This window comes from Sinorhizobium sp. 7-81 (genome assembly GCF_030124405.1).
GTDB classification, from domain to species: Bacteria; Pseudomonadota; Alphaproteobacteria; order Rhizobiales; family Rhizobiaceae; genus Sinorhizobium; species Sinorhizobium psoraleae.
Window position 1 is genome coordinate 84,156 of record NZ_JASKLT010000003.1, and the last position, 21,019, is coordinate 105,174.

Annotated in this window: 22 protein-coding genes and 1 tRNA gene; 8 read left to right on the top strand and 15 right to left on the bottom strand. The window is 58.9% G+C overall.

Annotated elements, in window-relative coordinates:
• Window positions 1–410: 410 nt before the first annotated feature.
• The 3 genes from QN224_RS12875 (at window position 411) to QN224_RS12885 (ending at window position 3,539) form a co-directional block, all read left to right on the top strand.
• Complete coding sequence (locus tag QN224_RS12875; RefSeq protein ID WP_283976993.1) at window positions 411–773, top strand: winged helix DNA-binding protein; 363 nt, start codon at window positions 411–413, stop codon at window positions 771–773.
• Window positions 770–1,837, top strand: a complete 1,068-nt coding sequence (locus QN224_RS12880) for a site-specific integrase (protein ID WP_283976994.1) — start codon at window positions 770–772, stop codon at window positions 1,835–1,837. The genes QN224_RS12875 and QN224_RS12880 overlap by 4 nt, the downstream gene beginning before the upstream one ends.
• A 205-nt stretch (window positions 1,838–2,042) precedes the next feature.
• Window positions 2,043–3,539, top strand: a complete 1,497-nt coding sequence (locus QN224_RS12885) for an RNA-directed DNA polymerase (protein WP_283976995.1) — start codon at window positions 2,043–2,045, stop codon at window positions 3,537–3,539.
• A gap of 128 nt (window positions 3,540–3,667) precedes the next feature.
• On the opposite strand, the gene QN224_RS12890 is transcribed toward QN224_RS12885, so the two are convergent.
• From QN224_RS12890 to QN224_RS12905, 4 genes are all read right to left on the bottom strand, one after another.
• Window positions 3,668–3,753 (bottom strand) — tRNA-Leu (locus QN224_RS12890).
• Between the two features lie 251 nt (window positions 3,754–4,004).
• Entirely contained in the window at window positions 4,005–4,709 is a 705-nt protein-coding gene (locus QN224_RS12895) for an HAD family hydrolase (protein WP_283976996.1), read from the bottom strand.
• Window positions 4,710–4,713: 4 nt separating this feature from the next.
• Window positions 4,714–5,304 (bottom strand): hypothetical protein, encoded by a 591-nt coding sequence (locus tag QN224_RS12900; RefSeq protein ID WP_173512940.1) that lies wholly within the window; start codon window positions 5,302–5,304, stop codon window positions 4,714–4,716.
• Window positions 5,305–5,382: 78 nt separating this feature from the next.
• Entirely contained in the window at window positions 5,383–6,837 is a 1,455-nt protein-coding gene (locus QN224_RS12905; protein WP_283976997.1) for a TrkH family potassium uptake protein, read from the bottom strand.
• Between the two features lie 156 nt (window positions 6,838–6,993).
• On the opposite strand from QN224_RS12905, the gene ilvA reads away from it, so the two are divergent.
• Window positions 6,994–8,244: a threonine ammonia-lyase gene (gene ilvA, locus QN224_RS12910; protein WP_283976998.1), complete on the top strand. Its 1,251-nt coding sequence runs from the start codon at window positions 6,994–6,996 to the stop codon at window positions 8,242–8,244.
• 79 nt (window positions 8,245–8,323) lie between these two features.
• The gene (locus tag QN224_RS12915) at window positions 8,324–8,644 is read left to right on the top strand and encodes an HlyU family transcriptional regulator (RefSeq protein ID WP_283976999.1); all 321 of its coding nucleotides are present in this window, start codon (window positions 8,324–8,326) and stop codon (window positions 8,642–8,644) included.
• 176 nt (window positions 8,645–8,820) lie between these two features.
• On the opposite strand, the gene QN224_RS12920 is transcribed toward QN224_RS12915, so the two are convergent.
• A complete protein-coding gene (locus QN224_RS12920; protein ID WP_283977476.1) occupies window positions 8,821–10,794 on the bottom strand; it encodes a bifunctional 2',3'-cyclic-nucleotide 2'-phosphodiesterase/3'-nucleotidase in 1,974 nt (657 codons plus the stop codon).
• A 215-nt stretch (window positions 10,795–11,009) separates the two neighbouring features.
• Between QN224_RS12920 and QN224_RS12925 the strand changes: the two genes are divergently transcribed.
• Window positions 11,010–12,257, top strand: a complete 1,248-nt coding sequence (locus tag QN224_RS12925; protein ID WP_283977000.1) for a GGDEF domain-containing protein — start codon at window positions 11,010–11,012, stop codon at window positions 12,255–12,257.
• Window positions 12,258–12,283: 26 nt separating this feature from the next.
• Here the strand turns inward: QN224_RS12925 and QN224_RS12930 are convergent, their stop codons facing one another.
• Window positions 12,284–12,745, bottom strand: coding sequence for an Lrp/AsnC family transcriptional regulator (locus tag QN224_RS12930; RefSeq protein WP_283977001.1), 462 nt, complete (start codon window positions 12,743–12,745; stop codon window positions 12,284–12,286).
• A gap of 156 nt (window positions 12,746–12,901) precedes the next feature.
• Between QN224_RS12930 and ald the strand changes: the two genes are divergently transcribed.
• A complete protein-coding gene (gene ald, locus QN224_RS12935) occupies window positions 12,902–14,020 on the top strand; it encodes an alanine dehydrogenase (protein ID WP_173512946.1) in 1,119 nt (372 codons plus the stop codon).
• A 27-nt stretch (window positions 14,021–14,047) separates the two neighbouring features.
• Here the strand turns inward: ald and QN224_RS12940 are convergent, their stop codons facing one another.
• The 5 genes from QN224_RS12940 to QN224_RS12960 all read right to left on the bottom strand — a co-directional run bounded on the left by QN224_RS12940 (window position 14,048) and on the right by QN224_RS12960 (window position 17,944).
• Entirely contained in the window at window positions 14,048–14,536 is a 489-nt protein-coding gene (locus tag QN224_RS12940; RefSeq protein WP_283977002.1) for a DUF1203 domain-containing protein, read from the bottom strand.
• Between the two features lie 161 nt (window positions 14,537–14,697).
• Window positions 14,698–15,261 carry a GNAT family N-acetyltransferase gene (locus QN224_RS12945; protein WP_283977003.1) on the bottom strand — a complete coding sequence of 188 codons (564 nt, stop codon included), beginning with the start codon at window positions 15,259–15,261 and terminating at the stop codon, window positions 14,698–14,700.
• Between the two features lie 5 nt (window positions 15,262–15,266).
• On the bottom strand, window positions 15,267–16,127 hold the full coding sequence (gene sseA / locus QN224_RS12950; protein WP_283977004.1) for a 3-mercaptopyruvate sulfurtransferase: 861 nt from the start codon (window positions 16,125–16,127) through the stop codon (window positions 15,267–15,269).
• Window positions 16,128–16,145: 18 nt separating this feature from the next.
• Window positions 16,146–16,895, bottom strand: coding sequence for an alanyl-tRNA editing protein (locus QN224_RS12955; protein ID WP_283977005.1), 750 nt, complete (start codon window positions 16,893–16,895; stop codon window positions 16,146–16,148).
• Window positions 16,896–16,903: 8 nt separating this feature from the next.
• Window positions 16,904–17,944 (bottom strand): cysteine synthase A, encoded by a 1,041-nt coding sequence (locus tag QN224_RS12960; protein WP_283977006.1) that lies wholly within the window; start codon window positions 17,942–17,944, stop codon window positions 16,904–16,906.
• A gap of 322 nt (window positions 17,945–18,266) precedes the next feature.
• Here QN224_RS12960 and QN224_RS12965 point away from each other — a divergent pair, with 322 nt between their 5' ends.
• Window positions 18,267–19,112, top strand: a complete 846-nt coding sequence (locus QN224_RS12965) for an SDR family oxidoreductase (RefSeq protein ID WP_283977477.1) — start codon at window positions 18,267–18,269, stop codon at window positions 19,110–19,112.
• On the opposite strand, the gene QN224_RS12970 is transcribed toward QN224_RS12965, so the two are convergent.
• From QN224_RS12970 to QN224_RS12985, 4 genes are all read right to left on the bottom strand, one after another.
• Window positions 19,100–19,426, bottom strand: coding sequence for an SMR family transporter (locus QN224_RS12970; protein ID WP_173512953.1), 327 nt, complete (start codon window positions 19,424–19,426; stop codon window positions 19,100–19,102). The genes QN224_RS12965 and QN224_RS12970 overlap by 13 nt on opposite strands.
• Window positions 19,423–19,779 carry an SMR family transporter gene (locus tag QN224_RS12975; RefSeq protein ID WP_283977007.1) on the bottom strand — a complete coding sequence of 119 codons (357 nt, stop codon included), beginning with the start codon at window positions 19,777–19,779 and terminating at the stop codon, window positions 19,423–19,425. Before QN224_RS12975 ends, QN224_RS12970 begins: the two co-directional genes overlap by 4 nt.
• A 311-nt stretch (window positions 19,780–20,090) precedes the next feature.
• Window positions 20,091–20,636, bottom strand: a complete 546-nt coding sequence (locus QN224_RS12980; protein ID WP_283977008.1) for a hypothetical protein — start codon at window positions 20,634–20,636, stop codon at window positions 20,091–20,093.
• Window positions 20,572–20,937 carry a hypothetical protein gene (locus QN224_RS12985; protein WP_283977009.1) on the bottom strand — a complete coding sequence of 122 codons (366 nt, stop codon included), beginning with the start codon at window positions 20,935–20,937 and terminating at the stop codon, window positions 20,572–20,574. Before QN224_RS12985 ends, QN224_RS12980 begins: the two co-directional genes overlap by 65 nt.
• Window positions 20,938–21,019 lie beyond the last annotated feature (82 nt).

A 21,019-nucleotide genomic window follows, 5' to 3' on the forward strand; every position in this document is an offset into this window, starting at 1 on the left:
GCATTCAGGCGGTGGTGTATCGACGACGCGCCGCTCGTTCATTGCGCGGCGTTGTGGTCCATCGACCGATGTATGGCAAGTACCAGGGCTTGCGCGTGTTCTGATCCCCACAATGGCGACGCCTTACACAAGTTTTGACCGGGCTACCTCGCGTAACCTGTTAATTCGACTCGATTTTCCCTGCGATTGCACCTCTCCAAAATAAGACTTCATCCCGCATCAGGAGAGATTTATATGATGCTCGACGAAAAAAAATAGCCAGCAAAATCAATCAGCTATGTAGATAAGTAGCTTTTTATCGGCGAACTTAGTTGCATGTGTGGAGAGATTTCAGGAGGGTTATGTCCTCTCGCGGCGATAGCGTCGAGGGTGGAAATCGATGGATTTGTGATGCAAGGGGACACCATTACGTGAGCAACATTGTGAGCATAGCCGACAAGAAGAACGCGCGGCAGCTGATCTCCGTGGTCGAGGAGTTTCGAAAGCTCGACCCTGAGATACAGGCCCAGACTATCATGGTCTTCCTCAGGGTGGTCGACCGCCCGGGGATCACGATGAAGGAACTGATCCAAGCGACTGGATTGGCTTCTTCCTCCGTCAGCCGCAACGTCGCCGCGCTCAGCGGGACCCACCGTGGTGGTCAGCCCGGGCACAACCTGCTTCGGTCGTACGAAGATGCCACGGACAGGCGGATAAAGCGTGTCGAACTCACACCGAAGGGACGGCGCGTGTACGCGACCCTCGTGGACATCTTGGGAGGCGAACCAGCATGACAGTCAGAGCCAGAGGGAAAGGCTATCAGGCCGACCTCATGATCAACGGCAAGCGCTACCGTCCGACATTCACGACAGAGGCTGCTGCCATCACCTGGGAGAGTGAGGCGCAACTCGCAGCCAAGCTCGGCAAACCAATCCCACAGCCCTCGGTCGACACCCTCGGCAACCGGGGATCAGCCCTGAGGACGCTGGAAGACTTCTGGAAGGTCACGAAGAAGGATCGCTGGTCGGGCAGGAACAGCGGCGACAAGCTGGCGCGGAACGCTGAGTTCTTCATCGACTGGAAGGGCCGCGCGACGCCGATCAAGGACGTCACCTCGCGTGATTTCTACCACTTCGTTGACTACCTCCGGACGGAACTGAGCAACGACAACGCTACGATCAATCGCAAGATGTCGGCGGTGAAGGTCATGTTCCGCAAGGCGGTCCACGAGCGGGTGATCGACGCGGTCCCGCACATCGAGAAGTTCAAGGAGACGTCGGTCGGCAGCATCGACTTCCTCGACTTCGGCGAAGAGGACCCGCTGATCCGGCAGCTGGACCACCACGGTTGGCAGCGGCTGTCACAGCTGGTCTCCTTCCTGCTCGACACCGGGGCCCGCATCAACGAGGCGAAGAAGCTCACCTACGACGACATCACGTCGAAGCATGTGATCCTCCGCGACCGCAAGTCGGGGCGCACCTCGTATATCCCGCCGACCGCTCGGGTTCGCGCCGTCCTGGCCCAGTGCCGTATCGATGGCAAGGACCCGGCGCGGCCCTTCGGTGATCTGAACCTCGACACCTGTCGCCGCCACCTGAACGTGGTCTACGAGAAGCTCGGGGGCAAGTACGACGGGTTCACGCAGCCGTTCCACATCTTCCGGCACACCTGCGCGTCACGTCTGGCGATGCGCGGGGTCGACGCCAAGCGGATCATGGACTGGATGGATCACTCCAACCTGTCGGTCACGCAGCGGTACATGAAGCTGTCGCCCACGGCTCTCGACGATGTCGCGGCGGCGCTGGAACCGGCGACCCCGAAGCTCCGGGTGGTAGCCAACGACCGCACCAGCGAATGAGGCATCCGGGGTCGCGCCCTCGGCGACGAGTGAAATCGTGACAGGCGGGGACCCGCACAAGACTTCGAGAGCGCAAGTGGTTTTTCACGGTGGGAGCCAGGAGGAGAGCGCGACCTGTGCTTGTGAGTTGTTCGTGTTTCCACTTGATGCTGCGGCTGTTCTTTGGTGTGGTTACCAGAGGGCACCACCACATGGATAGGGGCGTATGAAACGGCTAATCGATCTTCCTCACAGCGACGCGCGAACTCACCTTCTTAAGTGCAGCAGTTACTACAACGGCGACTTCCCCAACTACATCAGCTTTCAAGGTATCCTAAATGACGTCGCTGACTTCATGAAGGATAACGACTACTTTGAGTTCAAGTCCGATAATCCCGACATATTCACGGGGGTAAACTACAGTTTTGTTGCGAACAAAGATGGCCGGTTCGCTTGGCGACCATTGGAATTGATGCACCCGGCGATTTATGTCTCCTTGGTCAATCTCGTCTGCAGCGCCGACAACTGGAAACACATTGTAACGAAGTTCTCGGAGTTCGACGGCGGCGTGGTCGAATGCTGCAGCTCGCCCGTCCTTTCAGTAGATGAAGAAACGGACAAGGCCGCACAGATTACGAATTGGTGGCAGAAAGTCGAGCAGCGCTCGCTCGCATACTCGTTACAGTTCAGTCATATTCTACATAGCGATGTCACCGATTGCTACGGATCCATCTACACCCATAGCATCGCATGGGCCATGCACGGTTTAGATGAGGCGAAAAAAGGAAAAAAGGACTATAAACTGCTTGGTAACCGAATAGATCGCCACATCCAAGCAGGTCGCTACGGGCAGACAAATGGGATATCCCAAGGCTCTCTGCTAATGGACTTCATCGCTGAAATGGTGTTGGGCTATGTAGATCAACAAATAAGTTCCGAACTGAAGCAATCAAGCGACTTTAAGATCCTTCGGTATCGAGATGACTACAGAATATTTGCCAACAGTGATGAACGGTGCGAATTTATTCTTAAGGTAATTAGCGACAAACTACGTTCAGTTGGATTGAAACTGAATGTAGGAAAGACTTCGCTAAGCACGAACGTTGTGAGCGGTGCCGTTAAGGAAGACAAACTCGCCGGGATTGAACTACAGTCTCTCGATATCGCGAATGCAAAGACAATCCAAAAGCAACTGTTGAGACTTCACAACTTCGGACGACGGCATCCAAATAGTGGTGCACTCAGACGTCTCGCCGGGGAACTTCACTCTAAGATCGTGAAAATTAAGGAAGCTCCAGACGATTTGGACATACAAGTCGCAATTGCTGCGGACATTGCTCTCGTGTCGCCCACTACATTCCCAGCGATAGCGGGCATACTCAGTCACCTCATTGCTTTTGCCGAGAAACCCGAAAAGGAGCGCCTTTGGTCAGGTGTCCAGAAGAAGATGGCTCGAGTCCCACACAACGGCTATCTGGAAGTCTGGCTGCAGCGGGTGACAAAACCGAAGGCGGTCGGCATCGAGTTCGTCAGTGACGAACCTCTCTGCAAAATCGTCAACGGCCAGGAAGCAAATTTATGGGTTAACGATTGGATTTCCAGCACTGACCTAAAGAAGGCACTCGACGTATCGAAGATAGTCATCAGCCCACCGGAGAATGCGTCAGAAGCAGTGCCTCCAGAGGAGATAGAACTTTTCAACAAGAATGCAGCTTCGTACTAACCGGTGCGCACGTCGGCGAGAACTCAATCGCCCTGAAGCTCCGAATGCTGAACGAGGGGGTGAGTTCGGACCACAAATGACTCAGCCTCAGCGGGTCTCTGCCGGGGCTTAAATCCTCCGCATCTCTCTGGTGCGGACGGCGGGGATCGAACCCGCACGGGCGGTGCCCGAGGCATTTTAAGTGCCTTGCGTCTACCTGTTTCGCCACGTCCGCATCCGGTTCCTCTTTACCGAAATCCCCCGGAAACACAATGGCTTCTCGGTGCCAACCTTGTGACAAACCTGTGTGACAATGGGTGCCACTTCTGGCTCCGGAGACAAACAGCCGGGTTCCGGGGCACTAATGTTTTCAATGCCTTAGTAGCTTCGGGGAAACGGATTTAGGGACTTAAAATCCCTCGGTTAACACCGTACGGGTTCGATTCCCGTCGTCCGCACCAAGCTCCCCCCGCGGCCGAGCCGCCATCAGCCTGCAATTTTTCGCAGTACCGTCTCAAGCTGACCGAGCTCTGCGATCTCGTGAAAACGCGGATGGTCTTCCGGTTTCTCGTGATGTTCGAACGACCAGGTGAGGGCGTGCGGGACGTAGACGCCCCAGCTGCCGGCTGCGAGGGCAGGGACGATGTCGGACTTCAGCGAATTACCGACCATGAGGCTCCGTGACGGTCCGTCGCCGTGTTGGGAGAATATCCGCTCATAGGTCGACATGGTCTTGTCGCTGACGATCTCGATGGCGGCAAAGAAGTCGCCGAGGCCGGAGACGGCAAGCTTTCGCTCCTGATCGAAGAGGTCGCCCTTGGTGATCATGATCAGGCGAAAGCGTCCGGCGAGAGCTTCGAGTGTCTCCTGGACATTTGGCAGCGGTTCGACAGGATGGCCAAGCATGTCCCGTCCGGCGGCCAGGATTTCGGCAATGACGGATGGCGGCAGGTTGCCGCCGGTTACCTCGAGAGCCGTCTCGATCATCGATAGGGTGAAACCCTTGATGCCGAAGCCGTAGAGGCCGAGATTGCGCTTTTCGGCTGCCAGCAGTTTCGCAGGCAACTCCTCCGGGTCGGTGTGGTCCCGCAGCAATTCGACGAATCGCGTTTCTGTCAGGCGATAGAACCGTTCGTTCTGCCACAGTGTATCGTCGGCATCGAAACCGATTGTCGTAATTCTGTTCGGCATGGGCCTATTGTGCGGCGATCTTGAAGGGCTGGTCGACGGTTGCACTCTTGCCGCTGTTGATATCATTGAAATGGAATCGCAGCACATAGTCGCCGGCCGGAGCGCCGGTGACGTCGATGGTCAGCGTCGAGTAGATCTCCTGATTGCGCAGGTAACCGGTGAACGTGAAATCGCCGAATGCCTTCTGGCTGGCGAGAACCTCGCCCTTTGGGTTGAGGATATCGAAATCCACCGTGAAACGCGTCTGAATCTTGCCCTTGACGCTCGCTTCCTTCCAGGTGAGTCCAACCGGCTCGACATAGGAGACGATTGGTTCTCCGGCCTTGAAGGTCGGATCGGCCTTGGGTTCGTACATGGCGTAGCCAGCAGGTTCGGCGGTGACGAAGACCGCTTTGCCGATCGCGAATGGCAGCGTTTGGGAAAAGTCGCCCACCGCCTGGCGCAGCGTTTCCCGGGCACCCGCCGCGTCACCAGAGGTCGCCTGCTGTTCCGCTTTCGTTGCCGCATCCGAAAGCGGACCGGCCCGAACTGCCCCTTCGGTCGTGGCCACGATTGCGGCTGTCACTGTTGCAAGCAGGAGCAGGTGTTTCGACATCGCATTCCCCCCATGCCCGATTGCCCAAGACTTTCGGTATTTGGCACGCCAAGTCAAGGCACTGGTAGGTCACGACACTCAGTGCTTCCAGAAGATCGGGGTCAGGATGACGAGGACAGTCAGGACTTCGAGACGTCCGAGCAGCATCATCAGCGACAAAAGGTAGAGCTCGGGGTCATCGAGCGTCGAGAAGTTGCCAACCGGACCGATAATGCTGCCGAGGCCGGGACCGACATTGGAGAGGCAGGTGATGACAGCGGACACCGCCGTGACCAAATCATAGCCGAGCGCCCCCATCATCAGACTGCCGAAAACCCAGAGCAGGATATAAGTTATGAAAAACAGGAAGATGGCGCGCTGCGTATCCGCATCGACGGTGTTGTTGCCGTAGCGCACCGCGTAGATTGCATTGGGATAGACGAGCCTGTTCAATCCGGAGCGGATCGCGTTGAAGAGCACGACGAAGCGATAGGCCTTGATGCCGCCGGCGGTCGAACCGGAACAACCACCCATGAAGGTGGCGATAAACGCGGTCATGACGACGAAGGGACCCCAAAGACTATAGTCTTCACTGGCGTAGCCAGTAGTCGAAAGGAGCGAGGTAATGTTGAAGAAGGAGTGTGCCAGCGCCAGATGAAATTCGACGCCGTTTGCAAGCCGATGATAGACGGCGACGGCCACCGAAAACGCGGTGAGATAGCCGAGAAAGACGGTGATCTGCGGATCGCGGAGTGCATCGAGGCGCCCGCGGACGACAAGCACGATCAGGATCGAGAAGGGCAGGCTGCAGAGCGTCATGAAGAAGGTGCTGGTCCACAGCAGTGGAATGCTGCCGAAATAGGCAAATGACGCATCGTGGGTTGAAAAGCCACCGGTGGCGACGGTCGTCATCGCGTGGTTGATCGCGTCGAAGCGGTTCATGCCGGTCACGCTGTAGCCGATCGCGCAGAGCAGCGTGATCGTCACATAGATGGCGAGGAAGGCGCGGCTGAAGCTTGCGATGCGGGCGAATGGCTTGTCGCCCGTGTCGGAGGACTCCATCTTGAAGAAGGACATGCCGCCGACGCGCAAGTACGGAATGATAAAGAGGCCGAGAACGACGATGCCGATGCCGCCCAGCCAGCAAAGAAGCGAGCGCCAGAGCAGCAGGCCCGGTGGTGCGTTGTCGAGCCCGACAATGACGGTCGAACCGGTGGTCGTAACCGCGGAAACGGATTCGAAGAGCGCCTGGGCGAAATCGAGATCGAGCGAGGAAAGCCAGAGCGGGATTGCGCCGACGACCGAGAAGACGGACCAGAGCAGGTTGACCAGAAGGAAGCCGAATTTTTTCGAGAACGGCGGAGGTCCGGCGCGGGTCGCCATGAAGGTCGCCGCAGAGAGGCCGCCAGTCAGGAAGGCCGTTACCGCGAAGATCTCCCAGTCCGGATGTCCGTAGTATAGGTCGACGAGAGCGGGGACCAACATCGCGGCGGAAAGATAGAGGCCGAGGATCGCCGCAATGTGGACAGCGTGCCGGAACAGGGTTGCATTCAAGCTTCGATTTCCCGGAAACAATTGTCGAACCGGCCGATGGTCGCCCGGTGCGGCTGCCATAGTGGCTTGCTCGATCGATTCGTGTCAAATCGATGGCCTCGCGCAATGCAATGTGCCATAGCGTCATGCATCGGCAAACGCAACGGATAACCCTACGTGACGAAGCAGGATGTTGAAAATGCAGCGCTCGCGCTCCGTGAAATCTTTCCGGCGACGCCACTGCAACTCAACGATCACCTCAGTGCCCGGTACGGCGCGACTGTCTTCCTGAAGCGCGAGGATCTCTCGCCCGTACGCTCCTACAAGATCCGCGGCGCCTTCAATTTCTTACGCAAGGCGCTTGCCGCAGGAGCGGTCGGGAAGACCTTCGTCTGCGCCTCCGCTGGAAATCATGCGCAGGGCTTTGCTTTCGTCTGCCGTCACTTCGGCGTTCCAGGCGTCGTCTTCATGCCGGTGACCACACCACAGCAGAAGATAGACAAGACCCGCATGTTCGGTGGCGAGTTCATCACGATCCGCCTCGTGGGCGATATTTTCGATCAGTGCTATCAGGCGGCGCGCGACCACGTCGACGCGATCGGCGGCGTCATGGTGCCTCCTTTCGACCATGCGGACATTATCGAAGGGCAGGCGACTGTTGCAGCTGAAATTGCCGAGCAACTGCCGGGGGGCGTCGTTCCCGATCTCGTTGCTCTGCCGGTCGGCGGCGGCGGATTATCCGCCGGCGTCACGGGCTATTTCGCCGACACGCTTTCTGTTGATCGTTTCGTATTTTGCGAGCCGGCGGGAGCGCCTAGTCTCAAGCGGAGCCTGGAGACCGGTGGCGTGGTCACGCTCGACCAGGTGGACAACTTCGTCGATGGAGCGGCTGTCGCGCGCGTTGGCGATCTGAACTTCGCCGCGCTGCGCGCTTTTGCGCCTGAGCAAGTGATGTTGCTGCCGGAGAACGCGATTTGCCTGACGATCATAGACATGTTGAACGTCGAGGGTGTGGTTCTGGAGCCAGCCGGCGCGCTTTCCATCACAGCGCTGGAGATCCTCGGGCGCGAGCGGCTGGAAGGCAAGACGGTGATTGCCGTCGTATCCGGAGGCAACTTCGACTTCGAGCGCCTTCCCGACGTCAAGGAGCGGGCGATGCGGTATGCGGGGCTCAAGAAATATTTCATCCTGCGCATGGCCCAGCGCCCCGGTGCACTGCGCGATTTCCTCAATTTGCTCGGCGATGAGGATGATATCGCGCGGTTCGAGTATTTGAAGAAGTCGGCGCGCAACTTCGGTTCGGTTCTCATCGGAATAGAGACCAGGCACGCCGAGAATTTCCCGGCTCTAAAAGCGCGGTTCGATGCGGCCGGTCTGCGCTACCAGGACATTACCGAGAACGAGATTCTTGCCAATCTCGTCATTTGATCGGTGCGTCGAACAGGTGGACGGCCTCGCCGCGCACTTAGTCTTTGACAGCGCCCGCGGCCACGGCTAACTGTGGAGCATGGCATCGTTTTTCTCGAAATTGTTCGGCCTCGCCGGTGGCTCCGATAAGCAGACGGAACAGGCCGCCGGCAAAACGGAATCCTACGGAGATTGCTTGATCCGCGCGACTCCCATGCGGGAGGGGCCTCAGTTTCGCTTGGCTGGCAGCATCGAAAGGACAATTCCTGATGCCGGCTTGAAGGTGCGCACCTTCATTCGCGCCGATCTCTTCGCCTCCGAACAGGATGCGATCGATGCGGCCCTACGGAAGGGAAGGCAGATCATAGACGAGCAACGCGCCTCGCTTTTCAGCGACGACTCGCCATCCAGGCCGGTGTAACGCCAGGGCCGCATAGTCCCACTCCATCGGTGAATATCCGCGTATAGCGCCGGTTAGAGAATTTTTCTCTGAGTTTGGATTAGCTTTCGGCTTCCGGCGACAAGACATGGCGCGTGAGATCGGGCCGGCTTCCTCGCGATGAAGAGCGTGTCCGGCCCGTCTCCACGTTCAGTGTCTCAAAGCCTGATGCGGAATCGGGCGAAACCCTCGGTGCCGTCGCCGGCTTCTTCGATGGTCACGGCTTTCACCTGCGACAGGAACTGTCTTGCCTTGGGGCTGCTGTCGAAAACCACGCTCGTGTCCTTGAGTGGCGCAAAGCTCCAATTCGTGTCTGCCGACGGGTTGATCGTTCCCTGCTCGACGATATAGCGGACGATGACGTCGCGGTTGGTATCGGGCGCGACGAAGATCACCTTGTCGGAGGCGATATCCGGGAAGTTGCCGCCACCGCCGGCACGATAGTTGTTGGTCACGACCACGAATTTCTGCGCAGGATCGATCGGCTTGCCGTCGAATTGCAGGTTCTGGATGCGGCTTGCCGCGGCGTCTGCAAGCTTGCCGTCCTTATCGAACTTTGCCGGCTGCGAGAGGTCGATCTGATAAGTGACGCCGTCGATCACGTCGAAGTTATAGGACGGGAAGCCCGCGTTGATCAGTTCTGCGTCAACCGACCCAGCTGCAACCTGATTGAATATACCGGCCGACATTTCAAGCCAGTTGCGCACTTGGTCGCCATTGATGACAACCGCTTGAACCGTATTTGGATAGAGGTAGAGATCGGCAACGTTCTTGATGGCGATGTCGCCCGCCGGCACATCGGTATAGTAGTCGGCACCACCGCGACCGCCTGCCTTGAAGGGAGCCGCCGCCGACAACACCGGCAGATCCTTGTGCTCCGTGTCCTTGAGCATGTCGCGGATGTACCAGGTCTGCGCCTGACTGACGATCTGGACAGACGGGTCGTCGGCGACAAGGGAGAAGTAGGAATAGAGCGGTGCCGAAGTCTTGCCGACCGGCGTGCGGACATAGGCGAGCGTCGCCTCGTGGTCTTTTTGGGCTGCCGCCAGAATCTCTGCCTTGTCGCCGACTTCGGCGATTACTTTTTTCTCTTCCCTGCGATAGATCGGGCGCGCCTCGCTGGTCGAACTGATCACGCGCCAGCGGCCGCCGTCGCGCTCGATGAGCAGGTCGATCAGGCCGAGATGCGAGCCCCAGAAGCCGCCCATGACACCCGGCTTGCCGGAAATCAGCCCTTTCGCGTTGTCGACACCGGCGAAGTCCGCGAATTTCGGCCCGGGAAAGTCGAGGTGGCTGTGACCGGTCACGATGGCGTCGACGCCGTCGATCGCCGCCAGAGGCACCGATGCGTTCTCAAGGTTTTCGGCATAGTTCTGTTGACCGATTCCGGAGTGAGAAAGCGCGACGACAATGTCGGCGCCTTCCTCGCGCATCTGCGGAACCCAGGCCTCCGCCGCCTTGACGATGTCGCGTGTGTTCGCCTTGCCTTCAAGGTTCTTCGCATCCCAGGTCATGATCTGCGGTGGGACGAACCCGACCAGGCCGATACGAATTGCATGTTCCTGGCCGGCACCATCCTTCACCTTGCGGTCGAGAATGACATATGGCTTGAGGAAGAGCGCATCCTGACGGGCGTTGGCCGCAAGCGCGCCCTTGGTCAGGTTGGCACAGACGATCGGAAAATTGGCGCCGTTCAGCACGTTGAACATGAAGTCCAGGCCGTAGTTGAACTCGTGGTTGCCAAGCGTGCCGCAATCGTAGCCGAGCACGTTCATTGCGGCGATGATCGGATGCACGTCGCCTTCCTTCATGCCGCGCTTATAGGCGATGTAATCGCCCATCGGATTCCCCTGAAGGAAGTCGCCGTTGTCGACGAGAATGGCGTTCGTCGCCTCGGCGCGGATCGTATCGATGATGGAGGCCGTGCGTGCAAGGCCCACCGTGTCGTTCGGCTTGTCGCCGTAATAGTCATAGGGAAAGACGTGCACGTGCAGGTCGGTCGTTTCCATGATGCGCAGATGTGCCTGGTTGGCTGCGGCTTGGGCGGAAAAGGGATGAAGCATCGCGAGAGCGGAGGTCGCGGCCAGTCCGCCGAGCAAGGAACGGCGTGAGATCGGGTGAAGAGCGGTCATCGATGGCATCGCGGTCTCCATGTTGAAAGAGTTCTTCGGGCGCGCAGTGGCAAGCTGTAGCAACATAGGTTTTGCAGGCGACTATGGCGGAAGGCGCCCGCAAGGCAAAGCGGCGGATTCTTGCATATTGGCCACGGTGTTGGCGGGCATGCGTAAAGTTTTCTTCAAAGTTTCTTCCTAAGAGACTGGCGAGCGAAAACGGAAATCTCGTGCGCATGCCAAATGCCAATCTTATTCTCTTTGTCGGCGAGGCGCTGGTCTATGTAGCGGCAATGATCTGGCTGCTGCATTTGCGCGGGCGCCTGGGGCTTGGCGTTTTCGTGGCGGCGCTCGGCGTCATGCATTTCATCGAGACCTATCTCGCCGCCGTCTTCTATGTTCAACTTCCGTTCGGAGTGATCTCCCCCGGCTCCGCCGTGTTCTTTTCCGGCAAGCTCATGATGATCCTCCTCCTTTATGTGAAGGAGGATGCGGCGACGGTTCGCCAGCCTATATACGGATTGCTCGCCGGCAATTTTCTGACGGTGGCGTTAAGCTTGCTGCTCAGGCTGCATGACACTGTTGCCGTCGTGCCCAATCGCGTCGCCGACATCGCTTTCATCGACGAAATGGGATGGCTGATGGTATGGGGCACCACGCTTCTCTATTTCGACTCCTTGGTGATCATCCTGCTTTACGAGAGGCTCGGGCGCTGGCTTCGCCGATTTGTCACCGTCCGCTTCCTGATCTGCGGCGTCGTAGTCCTGACGCTCGATCAACTGGGATTTTATGCGGCGCTGCATTGGGTGAACGATGCGCCGGCGGACGTGTTCTGGGGCGGCTGGATGGCGAAGATGTTGGCCGCGCCGTTCTATGCGATTGCCATCGGTCTTTACCTGAATGCATCGCGCCACCCGTTTCTTGCGATCTCCGATCGGCCGCTTGGCGATGTCTTCAATGATCTGACATTCCGAGAGCGCTACGAGGATCTGCTGTCGCGCTCCGGCCAGGACACGTTGACCGGTGCACTCGATCGAAGCCGCTTCGAGGCCGAGGGCCAGCAGATGCTGCGCGACGCTGCCGCGAAGAACACGCCGGTCAGCCTGATGATCATCGATGTCGATCACTTCAAGAGTGTCAATGATCGCTTCGGGCACATCGAGGGCGATCATGTGCTGCAGAATCTGGTCGCAACGGTAAAGACGGCAATCAGGCCGACCGATCGCCTGTTCCGCTACGGTGGCGAAGAATTCGTCGTCCTGTGCCCCGGGCTCGCCTATCCGGACGCGCTTTCGCGCGCCGAGGACATAAGGCTCGCGGTTTCCGGCCGTGTGACGACGCCGAATGGCGATCCGGTGACCGCCAGCATCGGCTTGTCATCGGCATTCGGAGACGGAAACGGCATTCGCGAGTTGTTGTCGCAGGCGGACTTGCGTCTCTACGCCGCCAAGAGTGGTGGCCGCAACCGAGTGATCGGACGATAGTCGGGCAGCGAGTGGCGCCGAAGACTTCAAATGCCGACATTCGGCCGGTCGATAACCTCGCGAAGCGAGAAGCTGGAATTGATCTTCACTACATGCGGCAGGGCCGACAGCCAGTCGCGGTGGATCCGCTCGTAATCCTCCAGGTCTTTTGCCGCGACGCGCAGGATATAGTCGTATTCTCCCGACATCAGATAACAGACCAGCACATTGGGGCAGAGTTTTACGGCCGCCTCGAATTCGGCAAGCGTCTTGGCGAACTGGCCCGAAAGCGAGATGTGCACGATGACCATGATCTTGTAGTCGAGTGCCTTGTGCGCGATCCGGGCGTGAAAGCCGCTGATCGTGCCCGATTTTTCGAGGATGTCGACGCGCCGGGAGCAGGCAGAAGGCGAAAGGCCGACTTTCGCCGCGAGATCCGCATTGGATATCCTGCCGTTCTGCTGAAGGATCCGCAGAATCGCATGATCAATGGTGTCGAGCTGGCTCATTCGGGATTTCCTTCATGATTCTGCTTAAGTGCGCAATAATATTCGAAAGCAATGCGCTGTCAGACATCTCTTTGCAAGGACATTCGCCAAACCATCTGTTTTGCTGGGCCCATTATCAATGCGGCGCAAAGCCCACAAACAGGAGAGGAACGCTAGATGCGTGTCGGTTGCCCGAAGGAAATCAAAAACCATGAATACCGTGTAGGTCTGACGCCCGGATCGGTACGGGAATATGTCGCCCACGGTCACGAGGTGATTGTCGAAACCAAGGCCGGGGCAGGGATCGGGGCAGACGACGACACCTACCGCGCTGCAGGAGCCCGGATCGTTTCGACGGCCAAGGAAGTGTTCGAAAAGTCGGACATGATCGTCAAGGTCAAGGAACCGCAGCCTTCCGAATGGGCCCAACTGCGCGAGGGCCAAATTCTCTACACATATTTGCATCTGGCGCCGGATCCCGAGCAGACCAAAGGCTTGCTGAACTCGGGCGTTACCGCAGTTGCCTACGAGACCGTGACCGATGAGCGCGGCGGATTGCCGCTGCTTGCACCGATGTCGGAGGTGGCTGGACGGCTTGCCATCCAGGCCGGCGCGACCTCGCTTCAAAAGGCGAACGGCGGCCGTGGTATTCTCCTTGGAGGTGTGCCTGGCGTGCTCCCGGCCAAGGTCGCGATCATCGGCGGTGGGGTTGTCGGCCTGCACGCCGCAAAGATGGCCGCCGGTCTCGGTGCAGATGTTTCGATCCTCGATCGCTCCATTCCGCGCCTCCGTCAGCTCGACGACATCTTCAACGGCCGCGTTCACACCCGCTTCTCAACGATCGATGCGCTTGAGGACGAAGTCTTTTCCGCCGATCTGGTCATCGGCGCCGTGCTCATCCCCGGTGCTGCCGCCCCCAAGCTCGTCACACGCGAAATGCTTTCCGGTATGAAGAAGGGCGCAGTTATCGTCGACGTCGCCATCGATCAGGGCGGTTGTTTCGAGACGTCGCATGCGACGACGCATTCCGATCCGACTTATGAAGTCGATGGCGTCGTGCATTATTGCGTCGCGAACATGCCGGGCGCGGTGCCGGTGACCTCAGCACAGGCATTGAACAATGCCACGCTTTACTACGGATTGCAGCTCGCCGACCGTGGTCTCAAGGCAATCGCCGAAGACCGCCACCTGCGTGCCGGTCTCAACGTCCACAAGGGCCGCGTGACGAACAGGCCAGTGGCAGAGGCGCTCGGCTACGATGCCTACGCGCCCGAGGCCGTTCTCAACGTCGCCTGATGCGATCATTGTTCTTTACCCCGGCGCTCAAAGGCGCCGGGTTCTTTTATCAAACGGTTCGACACGACATTGATAGCAGTTGTACTTGGCGGAACGCACATGCACGTAGGCAACGTCCGCCAGGGCCAACAACTCTTCGGCGCGCTCTGCCAGCCTTTCCACCGCAATGACGCCGCCAGTACCGTAGACGATGCGGTCGTCGCGCCCATATCCCCGCAGCAAATAGTCCTTGCTGGATCCGAGGATCGGCGGCAGCGAGTTTCCCTCATGTGCCGGGCATTCGTCGGCATGCAGAAAGATCGGTCCGGTTTCCGCGTAAGCTTGCACTGACGGGAAGGGTCGATACGCGAGAACAAGGTAGGGCTGGCCGCGATCGACGTTACGCAGACAATGCCGGCAGGGAACACCAGTCCCATCCGAAATGCGTCGCTCGGGCGGGTTGCCGTAAGCATCCGGGCCATTGCCACGCAGTCGTTCTGCATCGTCGTCAGGCATCGGGATGTAGCGCAGGGCCATGCCGGTTCTCCTTGTCCGAAAAAATTCTGGAGGAGATGGAATGCGCCGTTTCGCGCCGTTTCGACACCCGAAACTTGCCTGTTGCAGGTTCTCTTAAAGCGGCTCGCTTCAAGAAGAAACATGCAGCAATTCACCTGGAAAGACGCACGTCGCTCTCGCCGTCAGAGCTTTCTTGCCAAGGCAAGCAGTTCGGCGTCAGTCAACGGTTCGACAGTTGCCTCCCGCGTCGCGACCGGAGAAAAACCGAACTGCTGATAGAGCTGGAGGGCGCGCGGATGATCGAGATTGTTCGTCGTCACCTTGACCTTGCGCGGGTTCATCGCCCAGGCTGCCAGCAACGTCTGCAGCAGGAACCATTTGCCGAGACCGAGGCCGAGCGCGTGTTCCATGAGGCCGAAGTGCGTGAGTTCGATGACCGCGTCTTCGCGTTCGTGCAGCTCGAAGAAGCCGGCCGGTGCACCGTCGACGTAGAGTACGGTGACCGTTGTTGACTTGTTGTGGAGCAATCCCGCCAGTTCCTCGTCGCTCATCCGCAGGCGCTCCGTCCAATGCCAGCGCTTGCCGACGCGAAGGTAGAGGAAGCGGTAATAGGCGAGCGGGATTTCCGATACGCGCAACATGGCCGTGTGTATGTTGACCGGCATCGGCAGGCTTTGTTTCGGCGGTGACGTCATTTCGAGTTCGGTCACATGCGCCGTGATGGCTGCAGGTTTCGATCCTTGCATGGCACTTACTCTCTGCCGGTCGCTACGGGCGTATCGGGCCGTCCGCCCCATTCCGACCAGGAGCCATCATAGAGCGTATTGTCCGTATGCCCCAGCGATTGAAGGGCGAGTGTTATGATCGCCGCCGTGACGCCGGAGCCGCAAGTGGTGACGACCGGTTTCGTCATGTCGACGCCGGCATCCGCAAAGGTCTGGCGCAAGGCATCAAGGTCCTTGAGCTTGCCCCCCTCGGAAAAGACGCCGGACGGCAGGCTCTTCGCTCCTGGCATATGTCCCGAGCGCAGGCCGGCGCGCGGCTCCGGCTCCTCGCCCGTGAAGCGGCCTGCGCCGCGCGCGTCCGCAATTTGGGTGAGCCGCGTCTCCACGATTGCCTTCATACTCTCGAAGGAGGTGACGGCGGCCGCGTTGAACGTGGCGTTGAAAACGCGTGGCGTCGGACTGGGGATCTCCCTGGTCGTCGGCCGTCCCTCTGCCTTCCAGCCGTCCATCCCACCATCGAGAACGAAGACGTGCTTTGCGCCCATGATCCGGAACATCCACCAGACACGCGGTGCGGTGAGGATGCCCGGCCCGTCGTAAACGACGATCGTGTCGTTCTCACCAATGCCCATGGCACCGACAGCTTGCGCGAAAACTTGCGGCGAGGGGAGGGTATGTGGCAATCCGCTCGAATGATCGGCGATTGCGTCCTGATCGAAGAATATGGCGCCGGGGATGTGCGCCGCTTCGTATTCTGCCTTCGGGTCGCGGTTCTGCGCCGGCAGGTACCAGGCTGCGTCGAGGATCTTTACCGATGGGTCGCCGAGACGCTGTTGGAGCCAGTCGGCGGAAACGACAAAAGCACTCTTGTTCTCGTTGTTGTTCATTGTCGTCACTCCAGAGATTCAAACAGCCGCACGATCTTCGGGCGTTCCGAAGCGTATCCGAAAACGCCGATTCTCCTTACCCTTCTTTTCGATCTTGGCGATGTGAATCGCTCCTACTTCCTGGGTCTCGGACACGTGCGTGCCGCCGCAGGGCTGGCTGTCGACGGCTGAATCCTTGCCAATGCAGACAAGGCTCACTCGCCCGAGACCCATCGGCGGACGGACATTCTTCGATTTGACGATGCCCGGATTGGCGGCGAGCTCCTCGTCCGTGATCCATTGCACGTAAACGGGATGGTTCTCCTCGACCAGTTTCATGAGCGCAGCCGTCACCTGATCCTTGTCGATCGTTTCGCTCATGTCGAAGTCGACGCGGCTTTCGTCCTCGCCGACGGCGGCGCCCGTAATCGGGAACGGGCAGACGACGGACAGCAGGTGGCAGGCGGTATGCATGCGCATCAATCGGTACCGCCGGGGCCAGTCGATATGCAGGACGAGCTTTTCCGCGATCGCCGGCGAAGGCTGGCCCTCCGCCGGGACATGGACGATCACGTCCTTGGTGGCGCCGTGCCGGGTGCCGGCAATCGCGATTCGGCTTCCGTCGTTACGCTCGAGAAAACCGGTATCGCCCGGCTGTCCGCCGGAGGTGGCGTAGAAGCAGGTCTGGTCAAGCTCGATCCCGCCGTCCTCGAGAATTCCGGTCACGCTTGCTTCGCAGGTCGAGAGGTAGAAATCTTCACGAAAGAGGGCGGTAACGAACTTGGTCATCGCGAATCTTATCCAACTGGCTCGTATGGCACGGTGATGTTCGAAGCAGTCTTCAGCCAAGTTGGGACCGGCAGTCCCTTGGAAGTCAGAAAGTCCGGGTTGAAGAGCTTGGACTGATAGCGGTTACCATAGTCGCAAAGAATCGTCACGATCGTGTGGCCGGAACCGAGCTCCCTGGCGAGCCGGACCGCGCCGGCAATGTTGATGCCGGTGGAACCGCCGACACAAATCCCCTCCTTTTCGATCAGGTCGAAGACATAGGGCACGGCTTCCGAATCGGGAATCTGGTAGGCGAAGTCCGGCGTGAATCCTTCAAGGTTGGCAGTGATGCGGCCCTGGCCGATGCCCTCGGTGATAGAGCTTCCGCTCGCCTTGAGCTCGCCATGCGCATAGTAATTGTAAAGTGCGGCCCCTTCCGGATCGGCAATACCGATCTTGATTGCGGGATTTTTGGCACGCAACCCTTGAGCCACGCCGGCGAGCGTGCCTCCCGAGCCCACCGCGCAGATGAAACCGTCGACCTTGCCGTCTGTGTCACGCCAGATCTCGGGCGCGGTCGTTTCCACATGCGCATCGCGGTTCGCGACGTTGTCGAACTGGTTTGCCCAGATCGCGCCGTTCGGTTCCGTCTTGGCAAGTTCGGCGGCCAGCCGGCCCGAAATCTTCACGTAGTTGTTTGGATTTTTGTACGGCACCGCCGGAACTTCGACCAGTTCGGCACCCATCAGTCGCAACGCGTCCTTCTTTTCCTGGCTCTGCGTTTCGGGAATGACGATGACCGTGCGGTATCCGAGCGCGCTGCCGACGACTGCAAGACCGATCCCGGTGTTGCCGGCCGTGCCTTCGACGATGACGCCACCGGGCTTCAATTGTCCGGACTTTTCCGCCTGGCGGATAATCCACAGGGCAGCGCGGTCCTTCACCGATTGGCCCGGATTGAGAAATTCCGCTTTGCCGAGGATGGTGCAGCCGGTGGCTTCGGAAACGGCCTTGAGCCGGATCAACGGCGTGTTGCCGATCGCTTCGAGCACGGACGGAAGAACGGTCATTTTGAGAACCTCACGCTGGACGGAACGGACGCCAGGCCTGAGCCAGGCATTACCTCTGATGGACGGCGATCCGATAAACATTTGGTTTACAGGCAAGATCGCCGAAATATTGGCGTGTTTTCGGCTCAGCCTGTGCACTAGGCAAGAAATAGCGTTTCGCAGCTTACCTGTCCCGGGCAAAATTCGTCTCGGCCGTCAAAACGCCGAGGAAAGTGAAAAGTTCGGGGCAAGCGTTGCCGTTGGAGAGGTACTAGGCCCGGGCAGGGGGAGACAGCCACGGGCCTCGGAAGGGGAGGCCCTTCCCGGTCAACGCGAGGACGAAATGACGACCGTATTTACAGCCCGACCCGAGCATGGATTGGTGTGGATAACCGGCGCGAGTTCGGGCATCGGACGCGCCGTGGCGCTCAGGCTGGTCGAGGAAGGTTATTCGGTTGTCGTGACGGCGCGCAGCCACGAAAAGCTGGTCGCGCTTCAGCATGAAGCATCCGGCCCCGGGCGGATCGTCGTTCTCGATGGCGATGTCACCGATCAGCGCGACATGGAGCGGTTGCTCGCGGCCATCGAATATGAACACGGGCGGGTCAGCTTGGCCATTCTCAATGCGGGCGTGGCGATTCCGGTGCGCGGCGATGATCTCAGCCGGGAGGCCTTTGACAAGAGCTTTGCCGTCAACCTTCACGGCATGGTCAATTGCCTTGTGCCTGTTATCGAGCACATGAAGGCGAACGGGCATGGCCAGATCGCCATCATGTCGTCCGTGGCCGGCTACGGCGGCCTACCCATGAGTGCCGCTTACGGCGCGACCAAGGCGGCTCTCATCAACATGGCAGAAAGCCTGAAATTTGACCTCGATCGCATCGGCATACGCCTGCAACTGATCTGCCCGGGCTTCATCGATACGGCCAGTTCGGCCAGAAGCAAGTTTCCGCGACCGGCTCTGGTGAGCGTGGACGAGGCGGCGGAACGCATATGTCTCGGGCTGAAATCCGGACGCTTCGAGATCACGTTTCCCAGGCGCTTCACCTACGCGGTCAAACTGCTGCGTTTCCTGCCGTACGGCGCCTACTTCGCGCTTCTCGACTGGCTCGTGCCCGGGCGCGCAGCCGCGACAGCTGCCAAAAAGGACCAAGCCGGTTCAAAAGGTCGGCCGCGTCAGGCGGTGTGAAGCACCAGAACCGCGCCGAAAACCAGTGAGAGGCCGAGCCAGCCGACGGGATTCAGCTTCTGACCGAAGAAAAGGCGCCCGCAGATAGCGGTGCCGAAGATGCCGGTTGCGCCCAGCACCGCATAGGCGATGGCAAGTTCCATGCCCTTGACAGCTTCCGCAAGCAGCGCGAAGGCGGCAAGTACCAGGAGGATCGACAGAACGCCCCAGCCGCGCCGCGCAAAGCCGTTCGACTTCGTGGAGGCGAGGTTCGCAGCAACGTCGAGGACGCCGGCCATGACCGCGAAAGCGAAATAGAAGCCATCAGCGCTCATTGGGTTACTTCTCCGGTCACTTCCTTGTCCTTTGCCTCGCCGGCATTGACAAGCAGCATCCCGACAACGGCCATCGACAGGCCGAGCATCTCGCGGCCGTTCAGCACATGGCCAAAGAAGAACACGGAGACGAGCGTGATGAGGGCGACACCGGATCCTTCCCAGATGGCATAGGCAACGCCGACGGAAATCGTCTTCACGGCTTTGGCAAGGAACACATAAGAAAGTGCGATCGATGCATACATGATTGCATGCCCGGCATAGGAGCCGGACGCGGAGACAGCCTTCATCACGGTGAGGCCGGCGACCTCGGTTGTGATCGCAAGGACCAGGAAAAACCATGCAACACGCATGAGGAACCTTCAGAGGTCTGACTATACCGACGAACAAAAAGAGCCATTCGGGCGTTTGCCGCGAATGGCTCTTCGAAACTGGCTCCCCGGGCCGGATTTGACTCCGTTTGCCGAGTTCCTAGAGCGGCGTTGTTTTACAAGATCTTAGAAACAGTTTCTAAGATTCTTAATTGTCCGATGTAACCAAAATGTAGCCAAATTGTAGTCCAATCTGGCTCCGTGTTTTTGGGGCGTTTCGGGCGTCGTTTAGCGCCTCGATGTGGTTCGCGCAAGCCGCGGGGTTCTCAGGCCTTCACTGGAGGGATAGCCGGCTAGTCCGGCAGGTCCAGAACATCGTGCACATTGGTCACGGAATAGGCGACGGGGTTCCCATTGCGCAGCTTTACATGCACGTCGACAACAAAGCCCTTTTTATAGACGTTCTCATCGGCCTCGCGGATCTCGTGCTTGATCCGCGCCTCGGCGACCTCGGACCCATACATCAAGGCTAGTGCTTTGCCTGAGACCTCTTCGATACGGACGCGCTCGCCAGATGTTTTTCCGACGTCGGCATCGTTGATATCGGAGCGCGTAAACACCATCAGTACGCGTTCGTAGTGCTCGACGTCTGGTTTTGCGAGCATCTTCCGGCGATCGTCTATGTTTTGAAGGGCTGTTCGCGCGTCGCTTGCCGAGAACTGAAACGCGGCCCGTACCTGGCGTTTGTCGTCTACGAATGTCGCTGCTTCGAGGCGATGTGCAGCGATCGGATCGCTGGCGATTGCCCTTGCCGCGTCGGCCCAGTCTTTCAGCTCACTGGATGTTTCGAGTTCGCCCGGGGCGACGTTGCCAGATAAGAAGTGCGGTGAAACGCGCACCCCACCGGCGCACGAAATCTTCGAGCAACATGATTTGATCGATGTGGGTTACGGCGGCAACCGCCAAGCCCGTGATAAGATCTGCTTCTATGCTGCCTCGGCGAACTTCTCGCACGAACATGCGCGGATCGGTCTTAGCGTCCGGCAGTTCCGTGTCTACAAATCTATCGAACTCGTTCGCAAGTGAGGTGAAGGCTCCGACGAAGTCCCGCAGTTCAACGGGCTCCTCGGTGGCAATCTTCAATGTCAGTACAGCCGATTGCTCCCCCATGAGTTGAGCATATGTCTTTTTTTCAAGCATTGTCCATCTCTGGGAGGGCTGTGCCCGGCGCTACTGTTTCAAGTGGTAAACAACCACCCAGACTGACTACCATCGGGGGTAG